General features: G+C 73.1%; 15 protein-coding genes. 4 read left to right on the top strand and 11 right to left on the bottom strand.

Annotated features, from left to right (window positions below; all coding sequences use genetic code 11):
• Window positions 1-36: 36 nt before the first annotated feature.
• From ACZ5Y0_RS17940 to ACZ5Y0_RS17925, 4 genes are all read right to left on the bottom strand, one after another.
• On the bottom strand, window positions 37-870 hold the full coding sequence (locus ACZ5Y0_RS17940) for a polysaccharide deacetylase family protein (RefSeq protein WP_469129623.1): 834 nt from the start codon (window positions 868-870) through the stop codon (window positions 37-39).
• Window positions 867-1,898 carry a glycosyltransferase family 2 protein gene (locus ACZ5Y0_RS17935; RefSeq protein ID WP_469129622.1) on the bottom strand — a complete coding sequence of 344 codons (1,032 nt, stop codon included), beginning with the start codon at window positions 1,896-1,898 and terminating at the stop codon, window positions 867-869. Before ACZ5Y0_RS17935 ends, ACZ5Y0_RS17940 begins: the two co-directional genes overlap by 4 nt.
• A complete protein-coding gene (locus ACZ5Y0_RS17930; RefSeq protein WP_469129621.1) occupies window positions 1,895-2,725 on the bottom strand; it encodes a glycosyltransferase family 2 protein in 831 nt (276 codons plus the stop codon). The genes ACZ5Y0_RS17935 and ACZ5Y0_RS17930 overlap by 4 nt, the downstream gene beginning before the upstream one ends.
• Before the next feature lie 548 nt (window positions 2,726-3,273).
• The gene (locus ACZ5Y0_RS17925; RefSeq protein ID WP_469129620.1) at window positions 3,274-4,479 is read right to left on the bottom strand and encodes a S8 family peptidase; all 1,206 of its coding nucleotides are present in this window, start codon (window positions 4,477-4,479) and stop codon (window positions 3,274-3,276) included.
• A gap of 306 nt (window positions 4,480-4,785) precedes the next feature.
• Here ACZ5Y0_RS17925 and ACZ5Y0_RS17920 point away from each other — a divergent pair, with 306 nt between their 5' ends.
• A complete protein-coding gene (locus ACZ5Y0_RS17920; protein WP_469129619.1) occupies window positions 4,786-5,592 on the top strand; it encodes an SGNH/GDSL hydrolase family protein in 807 nt (268 codons plus the stop codon).
• Window positions 5,593-5,614: 22 nt separating this feature from the next.
• Here ACZ5Y0_RS17920 and ACZ5Y0_RS17915 read toward each other — a convergent pair whose 3' ends face one another.
• From ACZ5Y0_RS17915 to ACZ5Y0_RS17900, 4 genes are all read right to left on the bottom strand, one after another.
• A complete protein-coding gene (locus tag ACZ5Y0_RS17915; protein WP_469129618.1) occupies window positions 5,615-7,222 on the bottom strand; it encodes a serine/threonine-protein kinase in 1,608 nt (535 codons plus the stop codon).
• A gap of 51 nt (window positions 7,223-7,273) precedes the next feature.
• The gene (locus tag ACZ5Y0_RS17910) at window positions 7,274-8,965 is read right to left on the bottom strand and encodes a nickel transporter (RefSeq protein ID WP_469129617.1); all 1,692 of its coding nucleotides are present in this window, start codon (window positions 8,963-8,965) and stop codon (window positions 7,274-7,276) included.
• Window positions 8,962-10,503 (bottom strand): tetratricopeptide repeat protein, encoded by a 1,542-nt coding sequence (locus ACZ5Y0_RS17905; protein ID WP_469129616.1) that lies wholly within the window; start codon window positions 10,501-10,503, stop codon window positions 8,962-8,964. The genes ACZ5Y0_RS17910 and ACZ5Y0_RS17905 overlap by 4 nt, the downstream gene beginning before the upstream one ends.
• Window positions 10,504-10,687: 184 nt before the next feature.
• Entirely contained in the window at window positions 10,688-12,241 is a 1,554-nt protein-coding gene (locus ACZ5Y0_RS17900; protein WP_469129615.1) for a DUF4331 domain-containing protein, read from the bottom strand.
• Between the two features lie 205 nt (window positions 12,242-12,446).
• On the opposite strand from ACZ5Y0_RS17900, the gene ACZ5Y0_RS17895 reads away from it, so the two are divergent.
• The 3 genes from ACZ5Y0_RS17895 to ACZ5Y0_RS17885 all read left to right on the top strand — a co-directional run bounded on the left by ACZ5Y0_RS17895 (window position 12,447) and on the right by ACZ5Y0_RS17885 (window position 14,197).
• The gene (locus ACZ5Y0_RS17895; protein WP_469129614.1) at window positions 12,447-12,989 is read left to right on the top strand and encodes a sigma-70 family RNA polymerase sigma factor; all 543 of its coding nucleotides are present in this window, start codon (window positions 12,447-12,449) and stop codon (window positions 12,987-12,989) included.
• Window positions 12,986-13,795: an anti-sigma factor gene (locus ACZ5Y0_RS17890; RefSeq protein ID WP_469129613.1), complete on the top strand. Its 810-nt coding sequence runs from the start codon at window positions 12,986-12,988 to the stop codon at window positions 13,793-13,795. The genes ACZ5Y0_RS17895 and ACZ5Y0_RS17890 overlap by 4 nt, the downstream gene beginning before the upstream one ends.
• 126 nt (window positions 13,796-13,921) lie before the next feature.
• Window positions 13,922-14,197: a hypothetical protein gene (locus ACZ5Y0_RS17885; RefSeq protein WP_469129612.1), complete on the top strand. Its 276-nt coding sequence runs from the start codon at window positions 13,922-13,924 to the stop codon at window positions 14,195-14,197.
• A 9-nt stretch (window positions 14,198-14,206) separates the two neighbouring features.
• Here ACZ5Y0_RS17885 and ACZ5Y0_RS17880 read toward each other — a convergent pair whose 3' ends face one another.
• The 3 genes from ACZ5Y0_RS17880 to ACZ5Y0_RS17870 all read right to left on the bottom strand — a co-directional run bounded on the left by ACZ5Y0_RS17880 (window position 14,207) and on the right by ACZ5Y0_RS17870 (window position 17,640).
• Window positions 14,207-15,451 carry a CaiB/BaiF CoA transferase family protein gene (locus ACZ5Y0_RS17880; protein WP_469129611.1) on the bottom strand — a complete coding sequence of 415 codons (1,245 nt, stop codon included), beginning with the start codon at window positions 15,449-15,451 and terminating at the stop codon, window positions 14,207-14,209.
• Window positions 15,452-15,735: 284 nt separating this feature from the next.
• Window positions 15,736-16,875, bottom strand: a complete 1,140-nt coding sequence (locus tag ACZ5Y0_RS17875; RefSeq protein ID WP_469129610.1) for a type ISP restriction/modification enzyme — start codon at window positions 16,873-16,875, stop codon at window positions 15,736-15,738.
• A gap of 15 nt (window positions 16,876-16,890) precedes the next feature.
• Window positions 16,891-17,640 (bottom strand): GntR family transcriptional regulator, encoded by a 750-nt coding sequence (locus ACZ5Y0_RS17870; RefSeq protein WP_469129609.1) that lies wholly within the window; start codon window positions 17,638-17,640, stop codon window positions 16,891-16,893.
• Window positions 17,641-17,648: the final 8 nt, after the last annotated feature.

Genomic DNA, 17,648 nt, shown 5'->3' with positions numbered 1-17,648 from the left:
GTTCCCCGGCTTCATCACCTGGCCTCGTCCCCCGGTTCAGGTGCTGCTCGCCCTGTCGCGCCCTCCCGTTCGGACCAGGACGTCGACCGTCCTGGGGTGGATCTGCCGAATCCTGCGCACCACCGCGTACCCCTTGGTGAGGGCGCGGTCCCGCGCGAAGGTGCGGGCGACGGCGCGGCCGTCGAGCAGCGCCTCGAACTCCTCGGGGCCGGTGCCGCGCCGCACCGTCACCCGCCGCAGGGCGTACGGTCCCTGAGCGCGCCGGGCCAGCGCGTTGCCGACGGCGAGCGCCTGGGCGAACCCGTTCTCCCGTACGGCCGTGCGCACCCGTCGGCTGGAGTAGCCGTACGGGTATGCGAACGACAGGGGTAGGGCGCCCAGTTCGTGGGCGACGATGTCCCGGCAGCGGGTCAGCTCGGCGCGCAGCCCGCTGTCGTCGAGCTGGTCGAGCTGCGGGTGGGTGTGGCTGTGGCCGCCGATCTCGACGCCCGCGTCCGCCAGTTCGCGCACCTGTCCCCAGTCCAGCATGGTGTCCAGGCCGCCGCCGGTGTCGTACGCGCCCCGGAGCCAGCCGGTGGACACGAACAGGGTGGCCGGGAAGCCGTGCTGGGCCAGGGTCGGCAGGGCGTGGCGGTGCACGCCCTCGTAGCCGTCGTCGAAGGTGATGAGGACGGGCCGGGCGGGCAGCGGCCGGCCGGAGCGCCAGCGGGCCGCGAGGTCCGCGGTGGTGAGCGGGGTCAGGCCCCGGTCGGCGATCAGCGCCATTTGCCGGGCGAACGCCGCGGGGGAGACCGAGAGGGCGCGGGTCGCGTCGCCGGGGTCGGCCGCGACCGCGTGGTACATGAGGATCGGGATCCGCGCCTCCGTCATGCGGCGGCCTCCGCGTCCGCCTCGGCGGGCGCGTCGAGCCGTACCACCGAGAACGTCGTCCCGTTCCGCCGTGCCCGCACGCTGCCCACCACGTAGCCGCCGGCGGCGGTGAGCACCCCGGCGACGATCGCGCCCGCGCGGCGGGCCCCGCCGCGGCGGGCCAGCACCTGGTCGCGCAGCCCTCGGGCCACCCCGGCCGGCAGTACGCGGGTGGCGTAGCGGCGTTCCGACTCCAGGCCCTTGCCGGCGCCGACGCTGCGGGCGACGAGTGCCTTGGACAGGCCCTCGGCGTAGGCGCGGGTGCGGAAGTACGCGAAGTGCTCGCGCGCCTCCGGCACTTTGTGGTGGATGACCGCGCGGTCGTCGAGGAGCAGGATCGCGTCGGGTCTGGCGCGGCTGAGCCGGATGCACAGCTCGGTCTCCTCGCCGCCCAGTGGCCGCTGGTCGCCGTCGCGGCCGATACCGGTGGCGAAGCCGCCCGCGAGGTCGAACGCCGTCCGCCGGAACGAGGCGTTGCCGCCGAGGACGTTGCGCACCCGGATCAGGCCGGGCGGCAGGCCCCGGTAGGAGCAGCCCACCACCCAGTCGAACTCGTCGGGGAACCAGTCGGGTCGCCGCCCGGACGCCCATACCGGCTCGGTCCGGCCGCCGACGGCCATCACCCGGGGGTCGTCGTAGGCGGCGGCGAACCGGCTGAGCCAGTCGCGTTCGGCGACGGCGTCGTCGTCGAGGAAGGCGACGACCTCGCCGCGGGAGGCCGCGATGCCGGTGTTGCGGCCGGCCGACAGGCCCCGCGGGCCCGCGTTCGGCAGCACCCGCACCCCGGCGACCTCCTTGAACTCCTCGGTCAGCCGGTCCAGGAGCACCGGGTTGTGGTCGACGACCAGCAGCGTCTCCAGGGCCGGCCTGCTCTGGTCGCGCACCGAGGAGACCGCCGCGAGGATGTCCTCCCAACGATCCTCGGTGTAGACGCAGACGACGACGGAGACGCGCAGGGAAGGACCGGACGAGGGGTCACTGGTGTTCAAGACACCTCTCCTCGCGCCGAGTCGAGCATCCGTGAGCGGCGGTCGACACGGCGCAGCGCCCGCCGGTTGGACCGCTCGCCGAGGATGACCCGCAGCACCCGCAGGCCGTCGCGCACGGCGCGCAGGTTGCTGACGCCGTGGATGCGCAGGTACTCGTGGCTGGGGATCTCCTGCACCCTGAGGCCGGCCTTGACGACCCGGATGTTCATCAGGGTCTCGACCTCGAAGCCGGTGCAGTCCAGCTCGATCTTGTCCAGGCAGTGCCGCCAGAACGCGTTGTAGCCGTAGCACAGGTCGGTGTAGCGGGCGCCGAACTTGCGGTTGACGAGGGCGCACAGGGCGCGGTTGCCGAGCCGGCGGACGAAAGTCATGTCGTCGGTGCCGCCGCCGTTGGCGAAGCGGGAGCCCTTGGCGAAGTCCGCGCCCGAGACGAGGGCGGAGACGTACGAGACGATCTCGTCGCCGTCGGCCGAGCCGTCCGCGTCGACCATCACGATGATGTCGCCGCTGCACGCCCCGAAGCCGGTGATCAGGGCGTCGCCCTTGCCCCGGCCCCGCTGTCCGACGACTTTGACGCCGGGCCACAGTTCACGTGCGACCGCGACGGTGTCGTCGGTGGAGTTGCCGTCGACCAGCACCACTTCGTGGATCCAGTCCGGCAGGGTCTTGAAGACGTACGGAAGGTTCTCGGCCTCGTTCATCGCCGGGATCACGACGCTCACCGGCGGCGTGATGGCCAGGTGGGAGGAGATGGGCCGGTACTTTCCGGCGGTCGACGGAGCCTGACGATCCTGGCCCGGTGTCGCCGGTTGAAGAACGGAACTCATGACTGTGGTCCCTCTCGTCCGGTGGACCGCCCGCCCCTGGGCGGCCCGGATGTAAGTCCGGTTCGAAAGGGGGGTTGTTGTGTCACCCCGGCCGCACGGCATGGCGGAAGCACTCTCCGCCGGTCCTGCGACTCGGCATGGCGGAAGACGTCTCCGCGCACGCCGGGTGAGCTGGCAAAGCTGGCCGGTCACCGGAAAAGACGGCAGCCGACTGCGCGGCACGACCCGGTCGCCCATGTGCGGCCACCGGGCACGGCACCCCCCTACCGCGCCCCGCGCCGGAACCCGTCGCGGTCCTTGAGCCCTCCCCTAGAGCCGCTTACCGACGGTCCGATGCGGGTGAGATGTCTGACGGTATTGACGAATACGCCTGTATGGCAAGACCTGGAACGAGGCCTCACTTTTTTGTTCGTTTGACCGATACCGAACGGGTCGTCCTGCCGTCAGGACAGACATTGATGATCAGGGACCTGACACAAACGTTCCCCGGAGGCCGGGTGGGCCTCCGGGGAACGGGGTGAACCGGTTGCCGTCTCAGCGGTGTCGGATCACGGGACGATCTTCAGCAGCCGGTTGGGGGAGCCGGTGCCGGCGCTGGTGACCTTGCCGGTGGTCGCGCCGCCGACGAGCGCCGCGGCGACCTGGGCCGGGGTGGCCGAGGGGTGGCTCGCCAGGTAGATCGCTGCCGCGCCCGCGACGTGCGGGGTGGCCATCGACGTACCGGAGATGGTGTTCGTGGCGGTGTCGCTGGTGTACCAGCCCGCCGTGATGGAGGAGCCGGGGGCGAAGATGTCCAGGACCGAACCGTAGTTGGAGTAGCCGGCCTTGGCGTCGGTGCTGGTGGTGGCGCCGACCGTGATGGCCTCGGTGACCCGGGCCGGGGAGGACGAGGTGGCGGTGGTGCTGCTGTTGCCCGCCGCGACGGCGTAGGTGACGCCGCTGGATATGGAGCGGCGCACGGCCGCGTCCAGGGTGGTGGAGACGCCGCCGCCGAGGGACATGTTGGCGACCGAGGGGCCGGAGTGGTTCGCGGTGACCCAGTCGATGCCCGCGATGACACCGGCCGTGGTGCCGGAGCCGGAGTTGTTCAGCACCCGGACGGCCACGATCTTCGCCTTCTTGGCGACGCCGTACGTGCTGCCCGCGATCGTGGTGGCGACGTGGGTGCCGTGGCCGTTGCCGTCCTGGGCGACATTGTCGCCGTCGACGGCGTCGTAGCCGTTGGTGGCCCGGCCGCTGATCTGGGTGTGCGTGATGCGCACGCCGGTGTCGATGACGTAGGCCGTCACGCCGCTGCCGGCGGTGTCCGGATAGGTGTAGGTGCCGGACAGCGGGAGCGAGGTCTGGTCGATGCGGTCCAGGCCCCAGGGGGCGTTGGACTGCGTGGCGTCCACGTGGACGGTCTGGTTCTGCTCCACCGCGGCGACCGCCGGGTCGGCGGCCAGTCTCTTCGCCTCGGTGGCGGACAGGGTCGCGGTGTAGCCGTTCAGCGCGGCGCCGAACGTCTTCTTCACGGTGCCGCCGTAGCTCTTGATGAGGTCCTTGCCGGTCGCCGAGGACGCCTTGAAGCCGGCGTCCTGCTCGAGGGTGACGATGTAGCTGTCCTTGACGGCGGTGGGGGAGCCGGCCGCGAGGACCCTGCCCTCGGCCGGGGCGGCCTGGGCGGGGAGCGCGGTGAGCCCGCCGGCGAGGGCGGCGGCCGCCACGGTGGCGGCGGCGGAGACGCGGACCTTGTTGCTGCGAAGGTGTGCCATTACGAGGGAGTCCTCCTCCAGGCGGCGCGCGCGGGGTGGGGCGCGCGTCAGTGGGGGTGTGCGCGGAGTCGGCGCACACGGCGTCGAGCGTCGCGGCGTGCCGCTCTCGGCCGAGGCAAAGCTTCCGCCATCCACCCGCGCGGGACAAGGGTGTTGAAGCACGGTCAACAAATTTGACATGGCCACGTAATAAAAGGCGGGTGATCGGCCACCGGCTGCGCGGAAACAGACTTGGCATGAACACTTCCCGTCAACCCGCGTAGTTGCTAGGACGGTTGTGGCAGAGATCCTGCTAAGGGAGGTTGCATGAGACGTTCCCGAATCGCCGTATTCGTCAGCTCGATCCTCCTCGCCGCCGGCGCCGCCCTCACCGGGGCGACCTCGGCGCAAGGAGCCCAACTCGCCGCGGCCGGCGGCTATGTGGCCCTCGGCGACTCCTACTCCTCAGGCGTCGGAGCCGGCAGCTACCTCAGCTCCAGCGGCGACTGCAAGCGCAGCACGAAGGCGTTCCCGTACCTCTGGAACGCCGCGCACGGTCCCACCTCGTTCTCGTTCACCGCCTGCTCGGGCGCTCGAACGGGTGATGTTCTCGCCGGACAGCTCGGCCCGCTCAACTCCTCCACCGGCCTCGTCTCCATCACCGTCGGCGGCAACGACGCCGGCTTCGCCGACGTCATGACCACCTGCGTCACCAGCTCCGACAGCACCTGCGTCAGTCGCGTCAACACCGCCCGCGCCTACGTCGACTCCACGCTGCCCGGCAAGCTCGACAGCGTCTACTCGGCGATCCGTTCCAAGGCACCCGCCGCCCGGGTCGTCGTCATCGGCTACCCCCGCTTCTACCAGCTCGGCACGACCTGCCTCGGCCTGTCCGAGACCAAGCGCGCCGCCATCAACAACGCCTCCGACCACCTCAACACCGCCATCGCCCAGCGCGCCGCCGCCCACGGTTTCGCCTTCGGCGACGTCCGCACCACCTTCACCGGCCACGAGATCTGCTCCAGCAGCTCCTGGCTGCACAGCGTCAACTGGCTCAACATCGGCGAGTCCTACCACCCGACCGCCTCCGGACAGTCGGGCGGTTACCTGCCGGTCCTCAACAGCGCCGCCTGAGCGGTCACCGCGGTCACCGCGGTCACCGCGAGGGTGACGCGGAGGGGGAGGCCTCGCCCGACGGGGCCTCCGTCTCGCACGTCACCGAGAACGGCACCGTGTTCGACGTCGTGCGACTCGGCTCACGCACCTCGACACCGATCGCGTTGCGGTACGTCCCGCTCTCGGAGTACGTCGTCACGGTCACCCGGTCCTGCCGTGATCTGCCACCGCTCGCCGGGAAGTCCAGCGTCTTCCAGCCCGAGTCCGCCAGCTCACCGTCCCGCGCCACCCAGCGGTAGGACACCTGCGCGGGCAGCCGGCCCACCGTGATGGTCGCCGTGAAGGCCGGCGCCTGCGCACCCGGCGGCGGACAGGACCCCGAGTAGACCGTGTGCGAGCCGGTGACCGTGACCGCCACGGACTGCGGCGGAGCCTCACTCGTGGCGCTCTCGCTCTCGCTCGGACTCGCGCTCGGAGAGGGCTTCTCGCTCGCCGAGCTCTCGCTCTCCCGAGGTGTCGCCGACGGACTCACGCCCTGCGACCGGCTGCTGACGACGTCTCCGCCGCCACCGCCGTCCCCGTCCCCCCGGCTCAGCAGCGCGTACGTCAGCCCGCCGACCGCCAGCGCCAACGCCGTCACGCCGGCGATCAGCACCCCGGCGGTACGCCGGTCACGGCCCGGCCCGGTCCGGGGGGTGGCCTCCTGCGAACCCGTCCAGGACGGAGCCGACTCCGGGACCGGCGCGGTGCGCGAGGCCGCGGGATGCCCGTCGGCCGTCGCCGGGTACGGCGTCGCCCGGAGCGGGCCGGACCGGGAGGTCCCGCCCGAGGCGACGACCCGCAGGTCAGCCTCGGCCACCTCGGCCGGTACCCGCTCGGCCGGATCCTTGCGCAGCAGCCCCTCGATCACGGGGGCCAGCGCGCCCGCCCGGCGCGGCGGCGGCAACTCCTCGTCGACGATCGCCCGCAGGGTGCTCAGCGGTGTGTCGTGCCGGAAGGGGGAGTAGCCCTCGACCGCCGCGTACAGCAGCACGCCGAGCGACCACAGATCCGACTCCGGGCCCGGTGTGCGGCCCAGCGCCCGCTCCGGCGCGAGGAACTCGGGAGAGCCGATGACCTCGCCGGTCATGGTGATCGCCGAGGTGCCCTCGACGGAGGCGATCCCGAAGTCGGTGAGGACCACCCGCCCGTCGTTGGACATCAGCACGTTGGCCGGTTTCACATCCCGGTGCAGCACGCCCACCTCGTGCGCCGTCCGTAGCGCGGCCAGCACCTCGGCTCCGATGTGCGCGACCCGGGCCGGCTCCAGCGGGCCCTCGGCGTCGAGCAGTTCGGCCAGGGAGATGCCGCGCACCAGCTCCATCACGATCCACGGCCGGCCGTCCTGCATGGCCACGTCGTACACCGTCACGACATTGCGGTTCGCGACCCGGGCCGCGGCCCAGGCCTCCCGCTCCAGCCGGGCGTAGAGCCGCTCCACGTCCGGGTCCGGCAGACCGGCCGGGGCACGGACCTCCTTGACGGCGACCTCGCGGTGCAGCACCTCGTCCCGCGCCCGCCACACCGTGCCCATGCCGCCCTGGCCGAGCGGGGACAGCAGACGGTAGCGGCCCGCGATCAGACGCTCACTGCCCGGTCCTTCGGTCACCGCGCACCCCACTCCCCCTTCGCATCCGGGTGAATACCTCCCCAACGTAGCTCAGACCAGTACGGACGCGGCCCCTTTGAGCACCAGCCCGACCCCGAGGGCCACGACCACCAGCGCCGACCACACGGGCAGGTTCCGGCGGATCAGGGTCACGGCCGGGTGGCCGGTCCAGCGCGGGCCCCGGTCCAGCAGCCGGGCCGCGCCGGTGCCCAGACGGACGACGGCGAACCCGGCGGCCGTCAGCGTCAGCGCCAGCCCGACCCCGTACGCGACGACGAGCAGCAGGCCGAACCAGGCGTGCCCGAGCGCCGCCGCACCGACCAGCACGACGACGGCGGAGGGGCTGGGGACCAGCCCCCCGGCGAAGCCGAGCAGGATCGTGCCGCGCAGGGTCGGGGCGGTGGGGTGGCTGTGGGTCACACCGCCGTGCGTGTGCGTGTGCCCGTGGTCGTGGCGGTGCTCGCCGTCGTGGCTGTGGCGGGCGTCGTGGCTGTGGTGGTCATGGCCACGCTCGTGATCGTGGCCACGCTCGTGATCATGGTCGCCGGCGTGCTCGTGATCGTGGCCGTGCTCGTGGTCTCGCGGGTGCTCGTGGGCCTGGCGGCGGTGTTCCGTGGCCGCGCCGACGAGGGCGAGCTGACGGGCGGGCGGCTTCGCCCGCTCGCGCGGACGGGGGTGAGGAGGCGGGTCTCCGGGACCGGGGCCGTGACCGCGGTGGTGCCAGGCCCGTCGTACGAGGGTGGCGCCCGCGAACAGGACCAGGACGCCGCTGGCCAGGCCCAGCCAGGCGACCACCGAGGGCGCGGCGGCCGAACCGGCGGTGACCAGGAGCCCGAGGGCGACCACGCCGAGGGTGTGGGTGACGGTGACCGACGCGGCCAGGGGCAGGACATCCCTGAACCGGGCCCGGTCGCCCCGGGCGGCTGCCGTCGCCGCCATGAGGGTCTTGCCGTGTCCCGGCGCGAGGGCGTGCGTCGCGCCGAGGCCGACCGCGAGGAGCAGGGCCAGCGCGGCGAAGCCGAGGGTGAGGTGCTGCCGGGCGACCAGGTCGTCCAGGGCCCGCGTCCAGCGGTCGGCGCCGCGGGGCAGCACGGACGCGGCGGGCGCGTCGCTCCCTTCGTCGGCAAGGGCCGGGCCGCCGGGCCGCACGCGCAGGGAAGCGGTGGCCGTGTCGGCGGGGGAGGACAGCAACCCGGCCGGGTAGTCGGCGAGTTCGTGCGACACCGACTCCCGCGGTACGTCCGAGTCGGTGAGCGTCGTCCGGTCGCCGCGCGCGGTGATCTCGCGCCAGCCGGGGCCGGCGGAGGCGCCCGCGCCGCGGAAGGAGAGGGAGAACGACGCGTCCTCGGGCAGCGGCGCGGTCAGCCGGCACCGCACGCGCAGGGTGTCGAGCCCGGCCTGGCCCGGCCGCACGTCCGCCTCGGCGGCGCCGGCCGCGAGAGCGACCGCACGGCCGTCCACGGAGAGGCGGCTTTCCTCGGCGGCCGTCGCGCAGCGCCGCCGGGCCCATTCGGTCAGGCCGAGCCGTTCGACGTCCGGCCTCGCCTGGGTCGCCGGGATCTCGGCGAGGTCCTCCACATGGTCGACACGAAGCTGTCCAGGGGCGGTCACGAGGCCGTCGTAACGGTTGACAGTGAAGTTGCCCAAGGGGTGCGCGCTCGCACTGGCGGAAGGGAGCAGGGCGAGCGCGCAACCGGCCGTCAGGACGGCCGCGCAGGAGGCGAGCACGCGACGGAACCTCACTTGGCCGCCTCCAGCGTCGTCAGTGCGGTACGGGCCTCGCGGGCACCGAGGGCCGAGAAGCCCGGGTTGAGCTTCAGGGCCGCGGTGAGGTGGGCGCGGGCGTCGTCCGGACGGCCCGTGGCGCGTTCGATCACGCCCCGGTGGTAGAGGAAGGCCGCGTTGCCGTAACCGGTCGCCGTGGCTCGGCGGGTGTGGCGGAGGGCCTCGTCGTCCTTGCCGTTGACGTGCAGCGCCCAGGCGAGGGCGTCCGCGGTGTGCACGGTCCGGCGGCGGTCCCACTCGGCGCGGGCCGCGCGCAGTGCCGCCGCCTTGTCGCCGTGGTCGGCTGCGGCGAGCGCGGTGTCCAGGTCGGCGTTGACGCCGTTGGCGCGGGCGAGTGCCGTCCAGGCGTCGACGAGCCGGTACTGGGCCCGGGCCCTCGCCGCGTCGCCCGGGCCGCCGCGCACCTCGTACAGCTCGCCCAGCTCTACCAGCGGGCCGGGGAGCGGGAAGCGGGCGACCACGTCCTCCAGCCCCTCGATCGCCTCGGCCCGACGGCCGCTCGCCGCCAGGGCGCGGGCGCGGCCCTCCAGAGCCGGGAGGTAGTTCTCGTCGGCGGCGAGGGCTCGGGAGTAGTGGGTGAGGGCGGTGTCGTGGTCGCCCTGGTTCCAGGCGAGCTGGCCGAGCTGGGTGGCCACATAGGCGATGTCGCCCGGCGTGGTCGAGGCCGCGAGGGCCCGGTCCAGGACCCGGCGGGCGGTGGTGACGTCGCCACGCAGCTCATGGACGTACGCGTAGCGCGTGAACACCGGTACGCCGGGACGGCGTTCGTCGGCCGTACGGGCAGCTTCCGCCGCCTCGTCGTACCGGCCCAGCTCGACCAGCGCGTCGATGCGGGAGCACAGGGCACGCTCGTTGTAGGGGTTCTGCTTCAGGGCCCGGTCGGCGTAGGTGAGCGCGTCGGTGAAGTCGTGGCGGGCCGCGGCGAGCGCGGCACGCCCGGACAGGGCCTGGTCGTTGTCCGGGCGCAGGGCGAGGGAGCGCTTCAGGGCCTGCTCGGCCTGCGGGTAGCGGGAGGGGTCTCCCTGGGTGCGGGCCTGCTCGACGTAGGCGAGGCCCAGGGTGGCCCAGCCGCCGAAGTCCCGGGGCTGGTCGTGGAGATGGGCCTGGAGCGAGGCGATGCCGGTGCCGAGGTCGGCGCCCGCGAGCAGGCCGGGGGAGAGGGCGGCGGCGGTGGCCACCGGCGTGTCCTTGCCGTCCCGCACCGCGCCGAACGCGATCGCCCCGGCGGTGAGGCCGACGGCCAGCATGGCGGTACACGCCCCGAGCCGCACAGCACGCCAACGGCGCCCCGCGGCGGCGACCCGGCGGACGGCGGCGACCCGTTCGTCGGCCGCCGAGCTCTCGCCGGGGCCGGCCGCCCCGGCCACGTCGGGCTGGTCCGTGGGCGGGTCCGCCGCTTTGCCGGACGCGGTTTCCTCCACCGGGCCGGCGGTCCGGGCCGCCCCGGAGGCCGGCCGTTCGCGCCGCGGTTCGCCGTCGTTCGTACGCGGGGACATGCCCTCTCCTCGGTCGCCTGGGGTGAATCGTCCTGCTGAGGTGCGTGGGGGTGGCGCGACCCGCGCCGTGGGGGATCGCGGGCCGCGCCGGTCGGTGGGGCGGGTGGAGGAGTGCAGGATTCTCCCCCACCCGCCCGGACGAAGGGCCGTGCGGGTGGGCCGTACGAAGGGCCCGACCGTGGGCCTAGCGACCGCGGTACGCCCGGCGGCCGTTGCCGCCGCTCGTCCGGCGCCACCACATCAGGCCGCCGCCGATGAGCAGGACCGCGGCGGCGCCGGCGCCCGCCGAGGTCGCGACCAGGGTGGTGTCGGTGCCGGACGTGGTGCCCGCCGGCCGGAGCGCGTCACCGAGCTGGTTGCGGACGTCGTTGCCGGTGCTGACGCCCTTGGCGACCGGGCCGCGTGAACCCTCGGTCGGCAGCGCGACGTAGGGGAAGGCCTTCTCGAACTGCTTGTCGTTCTTGTCGACGGCGTCACCCAGGTCGTTCTTGGCCCCGAGCAGTTCGCCCTCGACCACCTGGAGCGAGGCGTCGATCACGTCGTCGGTGAGCCGGCGCCCGTTCGGGAAGCCCGCGTTGTCACCGTCCAGCACGCCCAGCCGCTTGGGGGAGGCGGCCGGCTTGATGGAGGTGTTGAGGCGCAGCTCCTCCGAAGGCGTCACGTGGGGCGGCTGGTTGAGGCCCTTCACGCCCTTGAGGAACACGTCCACCAGGTCGTTGCGCGGCTCGGCCGGCGCCTTGATCTTGTAGATCGCCTCGATGAGCTTCGGCAGCTCCGGGTTGGTGACGTTCTTCAGGAACTGGGCGTCGTCCCGCGGCGCGGACGCGTTGAACCTGTCCTTGTCCTTGATGGGGTTGACGACCTCGTTGACCAGCGGGTTGCCCAGCCGCGAGACCTGCGAGTGGTAGCCCTGCGCGTTACGGCGCTGGGTGGTCGACCAGATGCCCACGACCGGCTGGTGCTCGGACTCGGTGATCAGGTCCGTCGGCACCTGGAGGGCGATCGAGTTGACGTTGTAGCCCTTGAGCGTGTCGTTGCCGACCTCGGAGAGGTTCCCGCCGTACAGCAGGTCGAAGACGCGCAGGTCGAGGAAGAACGGGTCGTCGGCCTGGCCGGCGAAGGTCTGCGCGCCGTTGGAGAGCTTGTAGATCGCCTGGCTGCGCAGCTTGGCGTAGTCCGGCATCGACGCCTTGCCGACGTTCGACGGCGCCACCGGCACGTCGTCCGCGAGCTTCGTCGTGTGGACGACCTTCCGCTTCTTCAGCTTGATCAGCTCGAGGTCGTACGTCTGCGTCACGTTCAGGTCGGGGTCGTCCAGGCTCTCGACCGCCCCGGTGTTGTACAGGAACGTCTTCTTGTTCTTGACGTGCGTCCTGAAGGTGTAGCGGAAGAGCAGCTCGTCCTGTGCGTCACCGTTGTTGTCGATGTGGATGTCGTACTGGGCGTCCTCCGCGAACGGGAAGAAGTTCGGGCCGCCGGCCGGCTCCTCGAACGGGATCCAGTTCGCGACGATCGTCGTCGTGTCCGGCTTGTCCGGACTCACGAAGGCGTACACGTCGGTGTTGTCGTACTGCGGGGTGCCCGAGATGAGCGGGGCCTCCCGGTGACTGGAGGCGGCCGCCTCACCCGGTACCAGCGAGGCGACGCCGGCGGCTGCGAGCCCCCCGGCGGCCAGCGCCCCGCATATGAGGGTCGCGACGCCCCTGCGTCCGGATCCGCTCCTGGAGATAGCTGTCATGCCGTCCGTCCTCAGTGCCAACTTGCCTGACGGACAGAGATACGGAACCGGGGAGCCGATCGGATTGGTCGGAACCCAAAAACTTTTTCTTTCCTGCTCACCCGCGTTTTCACCCCCCTGATCCGTACCACCCACGGAGGTGTGTGCGTTGCGAGTGCCTGGGATGACGGGACGGCCGGGATGCGGCCGCGGGGAGGGGGACCGGATGGAGGCGGACGAGTTGCTGGTGCTCGTCGCCGGAGGCGACCAGAACGCGTTCGAACGGCTCTACGCAATCGTGTCCGGGCCGGTGTTCGGACTGGTGCGGCGCGTGGTGCGGGACCCGGCGCAGTCGGAGGAGGTCTCACAGGAGGTCCTGCTCGAACTGTGGCGCTGCGCCGCCAGGTTCGACCCCCGGCGCGGCAGCGCCCTGTCCTGGATCCTCACCCTCGCCCACCGCCGCGCCGTCGACCGGGTGCGCAGCGCCCGCGCGGCCGGCGAGCGCGAGCAGCGCGAGGCCCGGCGGGCCCACCACCCCGCCTTCGACCAGGTGACCGAGGAGGTGGAGGCGGGCCTGGAACGCGAGTGGGTACGCCGCTGTCTGGACCGGTTGACGGCCCTGCAACGCCAGAGCGTCACCCTCGCCTACTACGACGGCTACACGTACCGTGAGGTGGCCGAGCGGCTCTCGCTGCCGCTGGGCACGGTCAAGACCCGGATGCGCGACGGACTCACGCGGCTGCGCCACTGCCTGGGAGGGGCCGCATGAGCATCCTCGGATTCCTCCGCCGCGAGGACCCGCACTCGCTGGCCGCCCCCTACGCCCTCGACGCCCTCGACGCCGACGAGCGGCGCCGCTTCGAAAGACACCTCAGCGGCTGCGACCGCTGTGCCACGGAGGTGCGCGCCCTGTCCGAGGACGCCGTTCGGCTGGCCTGGTCGACGGCGGCCCCCGCCCCGGCCGCGATGCGTGACCGGGTCCTGGCCGCCGTGCGGACGACGCCGCAGGAGCCCGCTGGTGATCCCTTGCGGGAGCGGGTGCCCCGACTGCCGCCGCATGTCTGGGGCACGCGGCCGCCGCCCGCCCGCTCCCGTGCGCGCCGCCCGCTGTTCGCGCCGTTCGCCACGGTGACGGCCGCCGCCGCTCTCGTCGTGGCCGCCCTTTTCGCGGTCGAGGCCGGTCGCACACAGGACCGGCTGGACGCCGAGCGGGCCCAGGCACGTGAGATCGCCCACGTTCTCGCGGCGCCGGACGCCCGCGCGAGCACCGGCGAGGACGCCCGGGGCCGGACGATCGGAGTGATCGCTTCCGCTTCGGTGGGGGAGGCGGTCGTCACGCTGAGCGGATACGACGCGCTGCCCGGCGGGCAGGTGCGCCAGCTGTGGGTCATGCGGCCCGGCGCGCAACCGCGCTCCCTCGGCCTCTTCGAGGGCGACACGCCCTTGGTCGCCACCGGCCTCGACCCCTCGTCGGCGTCACTGGCCGTAACCGTCGAACCGGACGGAGGGTCACCGCGGCCCACTACTCGGCCGGTTGTCCAACTCGCCCTGAAATCGGTCGGATTCGGAGAGTGATGGCCGAGGGATCGTCAACCCCCTTACGGGGAAGGTGATTCCTGTGACCGGGATACATGTGTGCCTCGCCGGGACGATAGGGTTACCCTGCCCGTGCCGGGTGGACTCGTACGGGTGGGGAGTGACATGGAACAGATAGCAGTGCACACCAGGGCGAGGGTCCCTGCGATCACCTGCGGGAGCAATGCGACCAGTTCGCGGCTCGACCGCCATCTCTCGGTGCTGGCGGGTCCCGCCATACCGCAGCGGGAGACGCTCGAGGCGACCTCACTGATGCGGGAACTGACCTCGCGCGAGCCCGCCCGCCGCAGTCCGAGGGGCGCCCGGGTCAGCCGGGTCTCGCTGTTCGCGCCACTGCGCCGGCTGCGCCGCTCGCTGTTCGGGAGCAACAACAAGCACTGAGGCCCGCGCTCAGGCGGCCACACCGTCCCGGCGCAGCGCTGCGATCTCCTCGTCCGTCATCCCCACGGCACGCAGCAAGGCTTCGGTGTGTTCGCCGAGCGCGGGCACGGCCCCCATCCGCGCCTCCGTCCCGCCCGGCAGTGTGATCGGTGGCAGCAGCGCCCGCAACGGCCCGACCGGCGAGTCCACCTCCCGCCAGCGCTCACGGGCCGCCAGTTGCGGATGGTCCGCCACCTCGTGCAGATCCCGCAGCCGCGCGCACGCGATGCCCGCGGCCTCCAGCCGCGCCAGCGCCTCGTCGGCGTCCAGCGCGCCCAGCGCCTCCGCCACCAGGGCGTCCGTACGCTCCCGGTGCGCGACCCGTGCCGCGTTCGTCCCGTACGCCGGATCATTCCCCGCATCCGGTCGTTCCAGGACCAGTTCGGCCAGTCGGCGCCACTCCCGGTCGTTCTGCACCGACAGCAGCACCCGCCCGCCGTCGGCCGTCGGATAGGCGTCGTAGGGCGCGATCACGGCGTGCGCGAGACCGGTGCGCGCGGGTGCCGCACCGCCGTGCATCGTGTGGTGCAGCGGGTGTCCCATCCACTCGGCGAGCGCCTCCAGCATCGACACCTCCACCGGACCGCCCCGCCCGGTCGTCCCGCGCCGCACCAGCGCCGCCAGCACGCCCGAGAAGGCGTACATGGCCGCCGCGATGTCCGCCGCGGGGATGCCCGCCTTCACCGGCTGTCCGGGCGTCCCCGTCACCGACACCAGCCCCGCCTCGCACTGCACGAGCATGTCGTACGCCCGCTTGTCCGCATACGGTCCCGAGGCGCCGTAGCCCGAGATGTCGACGGCGACCAGGCGCGGGTGCGCCGCGCACAGGGTGTCCGCGTCCAGGCCGAGCCGGGCCGCCGCCCCCTGCGCGAGGTTCTGCACGAACACGTCCGCGTCGGCGACGAGCCGGCGTACGACGTCCAGACCGCGCGGGTCCTTCAGGTCCAGCGCGATCGACTCCTTGCCGCGGTTGCACCACACGAAGTGCGAGGCGAGGCCGCGGGCGGCGGTGTCGTAGCCGCGCGCGAAGTCGCCGCCGTCGATCCGCTCGACCTTGATGACCCGGGCGCCGAGGTCGGCGAGCTGCCGGGTGGCGAACGGGGCCGCGACGGCCTGCTCGACGGCGACGACGGTGACGCCCTCCAGGGGCAGGGGCAGGGGTGAGGACAGGGGCGAGGGCGAGGGCAGGGGCTGCTGGTCCATGGGGTGGATCATGTCCCGAGCGGCCCCGGTCTGTCATGGCCGCGCGTACCGCCGCCCGGCGAGCGGCGCGACCACCGCGGTCAGCGGTGCGCACCGGGCCGGCGATCCGGCGACCGGCCGGGGCTGGGTGAGCGTGGTGTCGCGGGGACCGCGGCGACGGCGGCCCGTCCGCGAATCGCTGTTCCCCGACGGGCCGACCACCGGCCTCGCCCCGGCCGCCCGACCGATCCTGAGGCCGCCGTCGAGTGCGCGATCGAGGGGTGCTCGACGCTTTCGCGCCCGCGCGACGAGGCCCCCTAGAGGAGCGCCAACTGGCCTTCCGGGCCCTCCTCGCCCAGGGGCAGGACCGAGGCCGGGCGGCGCGCCCGGTGCGGTACCGGCAGCACGCCCGCCGCACGCAGGTCCGTCGCCGTCACGGGGTCCGTCACCTCCAACGCCTCCTGCTGGGAACGCACTTCGGCCAGCAGGGTCAACACCGTGATCAGTTCGAGGAGTTCCGAGGTCCAGGGCTGGGGCCAGGTCCGCGGGCGGACGGCGGACAGGGTGCCGGGTTCGCCCGGTGCCGTGCGGGCCGTGATCCACTGCTCCAGGACCCGTACGCCGCCCGCCTCGAAGTCCCAGGCCGGCGGCGGGACCGGGGAGATACGGCCCCCGTCGAGGTGGAGGGCCTCCTCGTCGGGGTCGTAGCGGACGGTCAGGGGCAGGGCGGGGAGCGAGGCGCGGACGTAGGGGCGCCGGCCGCCGGGGAGCTTGGGGCGTTCGCCGTCGTGGCGCTGGAGCCGGAGAAGACGGTGGCCCAGCTCGACCCCGCGCGACCACACTCCGGGGTCCCGGCAGAGCGGGACGGTGAGGTCGGGGCGGACGGTGGCGAGGGTCCAGGCCAGCAGGTCCAGCGGGTCGCGGGAGTGGCCGAGGTACTCCAGCAGGCCCGGCGTGAGGTTGGGATCCTTCGCGCCGGGGCGGCGGTACAGCGGACGGATCCGGGCGGCGCGGAGCGTCGGGAAGAGGGAGGTCGCCAGCAGGTACGGGGCGTCCGGCGACTCCACCACGAAGACCTGACGCGCGTCCGTCACCCGCCACAGCTCGGGGCGGGCCACGTCGATCAGCCGGTGGTCGGGGATGAGCCACTGCTCGTCGAAGGGGGCCGCGAGGACCCGCACCGGCTCCGGGCAGGGGCCGCCGGCGCGGACCAGTCTCTGCGTGCCGGCGGCACTGCCGGGCAGCTGTCCGACCGCCGTGTGCGTGGTGCGCGAGCGGGTCGGCTCGAAAAGGGCCTCGCGGGCCGCTCCCTCCGCTGTCAGGAGGGCGTTCCAACGGGCCTTCAGGGAGGCCGGATCGGGTGCCGTCGGCCACCTCCGGCCGAGCCGCGGCGGTGCGACGGACCACGGCATGAGGTCCGCCAGCGGCGGAGCGTCGTCGTGCGTCACGCGTGGCATCGTATGACGGCGCGCTCAGTGGGCGTCGAGGGTGACCGTGAAGGAGAATCGGTCGCCGCGGTAGTGGATGACGGCCACGTCCAGTGGGCGGCCTCCGCTGTCGTAGGTGACGCCCGTGTAGTGCAGGATCGGGCTCAGCAGCGGGACTCCGAGCAGCCGGGCGGTCTCCGGGTCCGCGAGCCGGGCCTCGACCGTGTCGGTGATCCGGCTGATGTCGGCGCCCACGACGTCCCGCAGCACCTTGGTCATCGGCCAGCGCACCAGGTCCTGCGGGTCGATCACCGCGGCGAGTTCCGGACGGACGTAGTTGCGGGCGTGATTGGTCGGTTCGCCCGACGTCTCGTCGCCGCGCAGCCGGTGGTACGTCGCCACCTCCGCCAGGTCCGGGAAGTACTCGGCGACTTCGGCCGGGACCGGCGCCCCGCCGTGCGAGAGCAGTTCCGTCGCCATGCCCGACTGCTGGGCCACGATCGCGTCGACCGAGCCCAGCAGCCGCACCGGGGCGCCCCGTCGGGCCGTCGGCTCGATGAACGTGCCCCGGCGGCGGTGCCGGGTGATCAGCCCCTCGTCCTCCAGCTCCTTGAGCGCCTGCCGCATGGTCAGCACGCTCACCCCGTAGTGCCCGGCCAACCGCTCCTCGGTGGGCAGCCGCAGGGGGTCCCTGGGCGAGCGGCCGAGTATCGAGGCGCGCAGCGACTGCGACACCTGGTACCAGAGCGGCAGCTTGCGGTTCAGGACGATCGAGTCCGGCGCGAAGGAGGTCACGGGGCCAT

It is taken from the genome of Streptomyces sp. NPDC033216, assembly GCF_055577115.1.
This window is presented reverse-complemented; position numbering and strand designations above follow the sequence as displayed.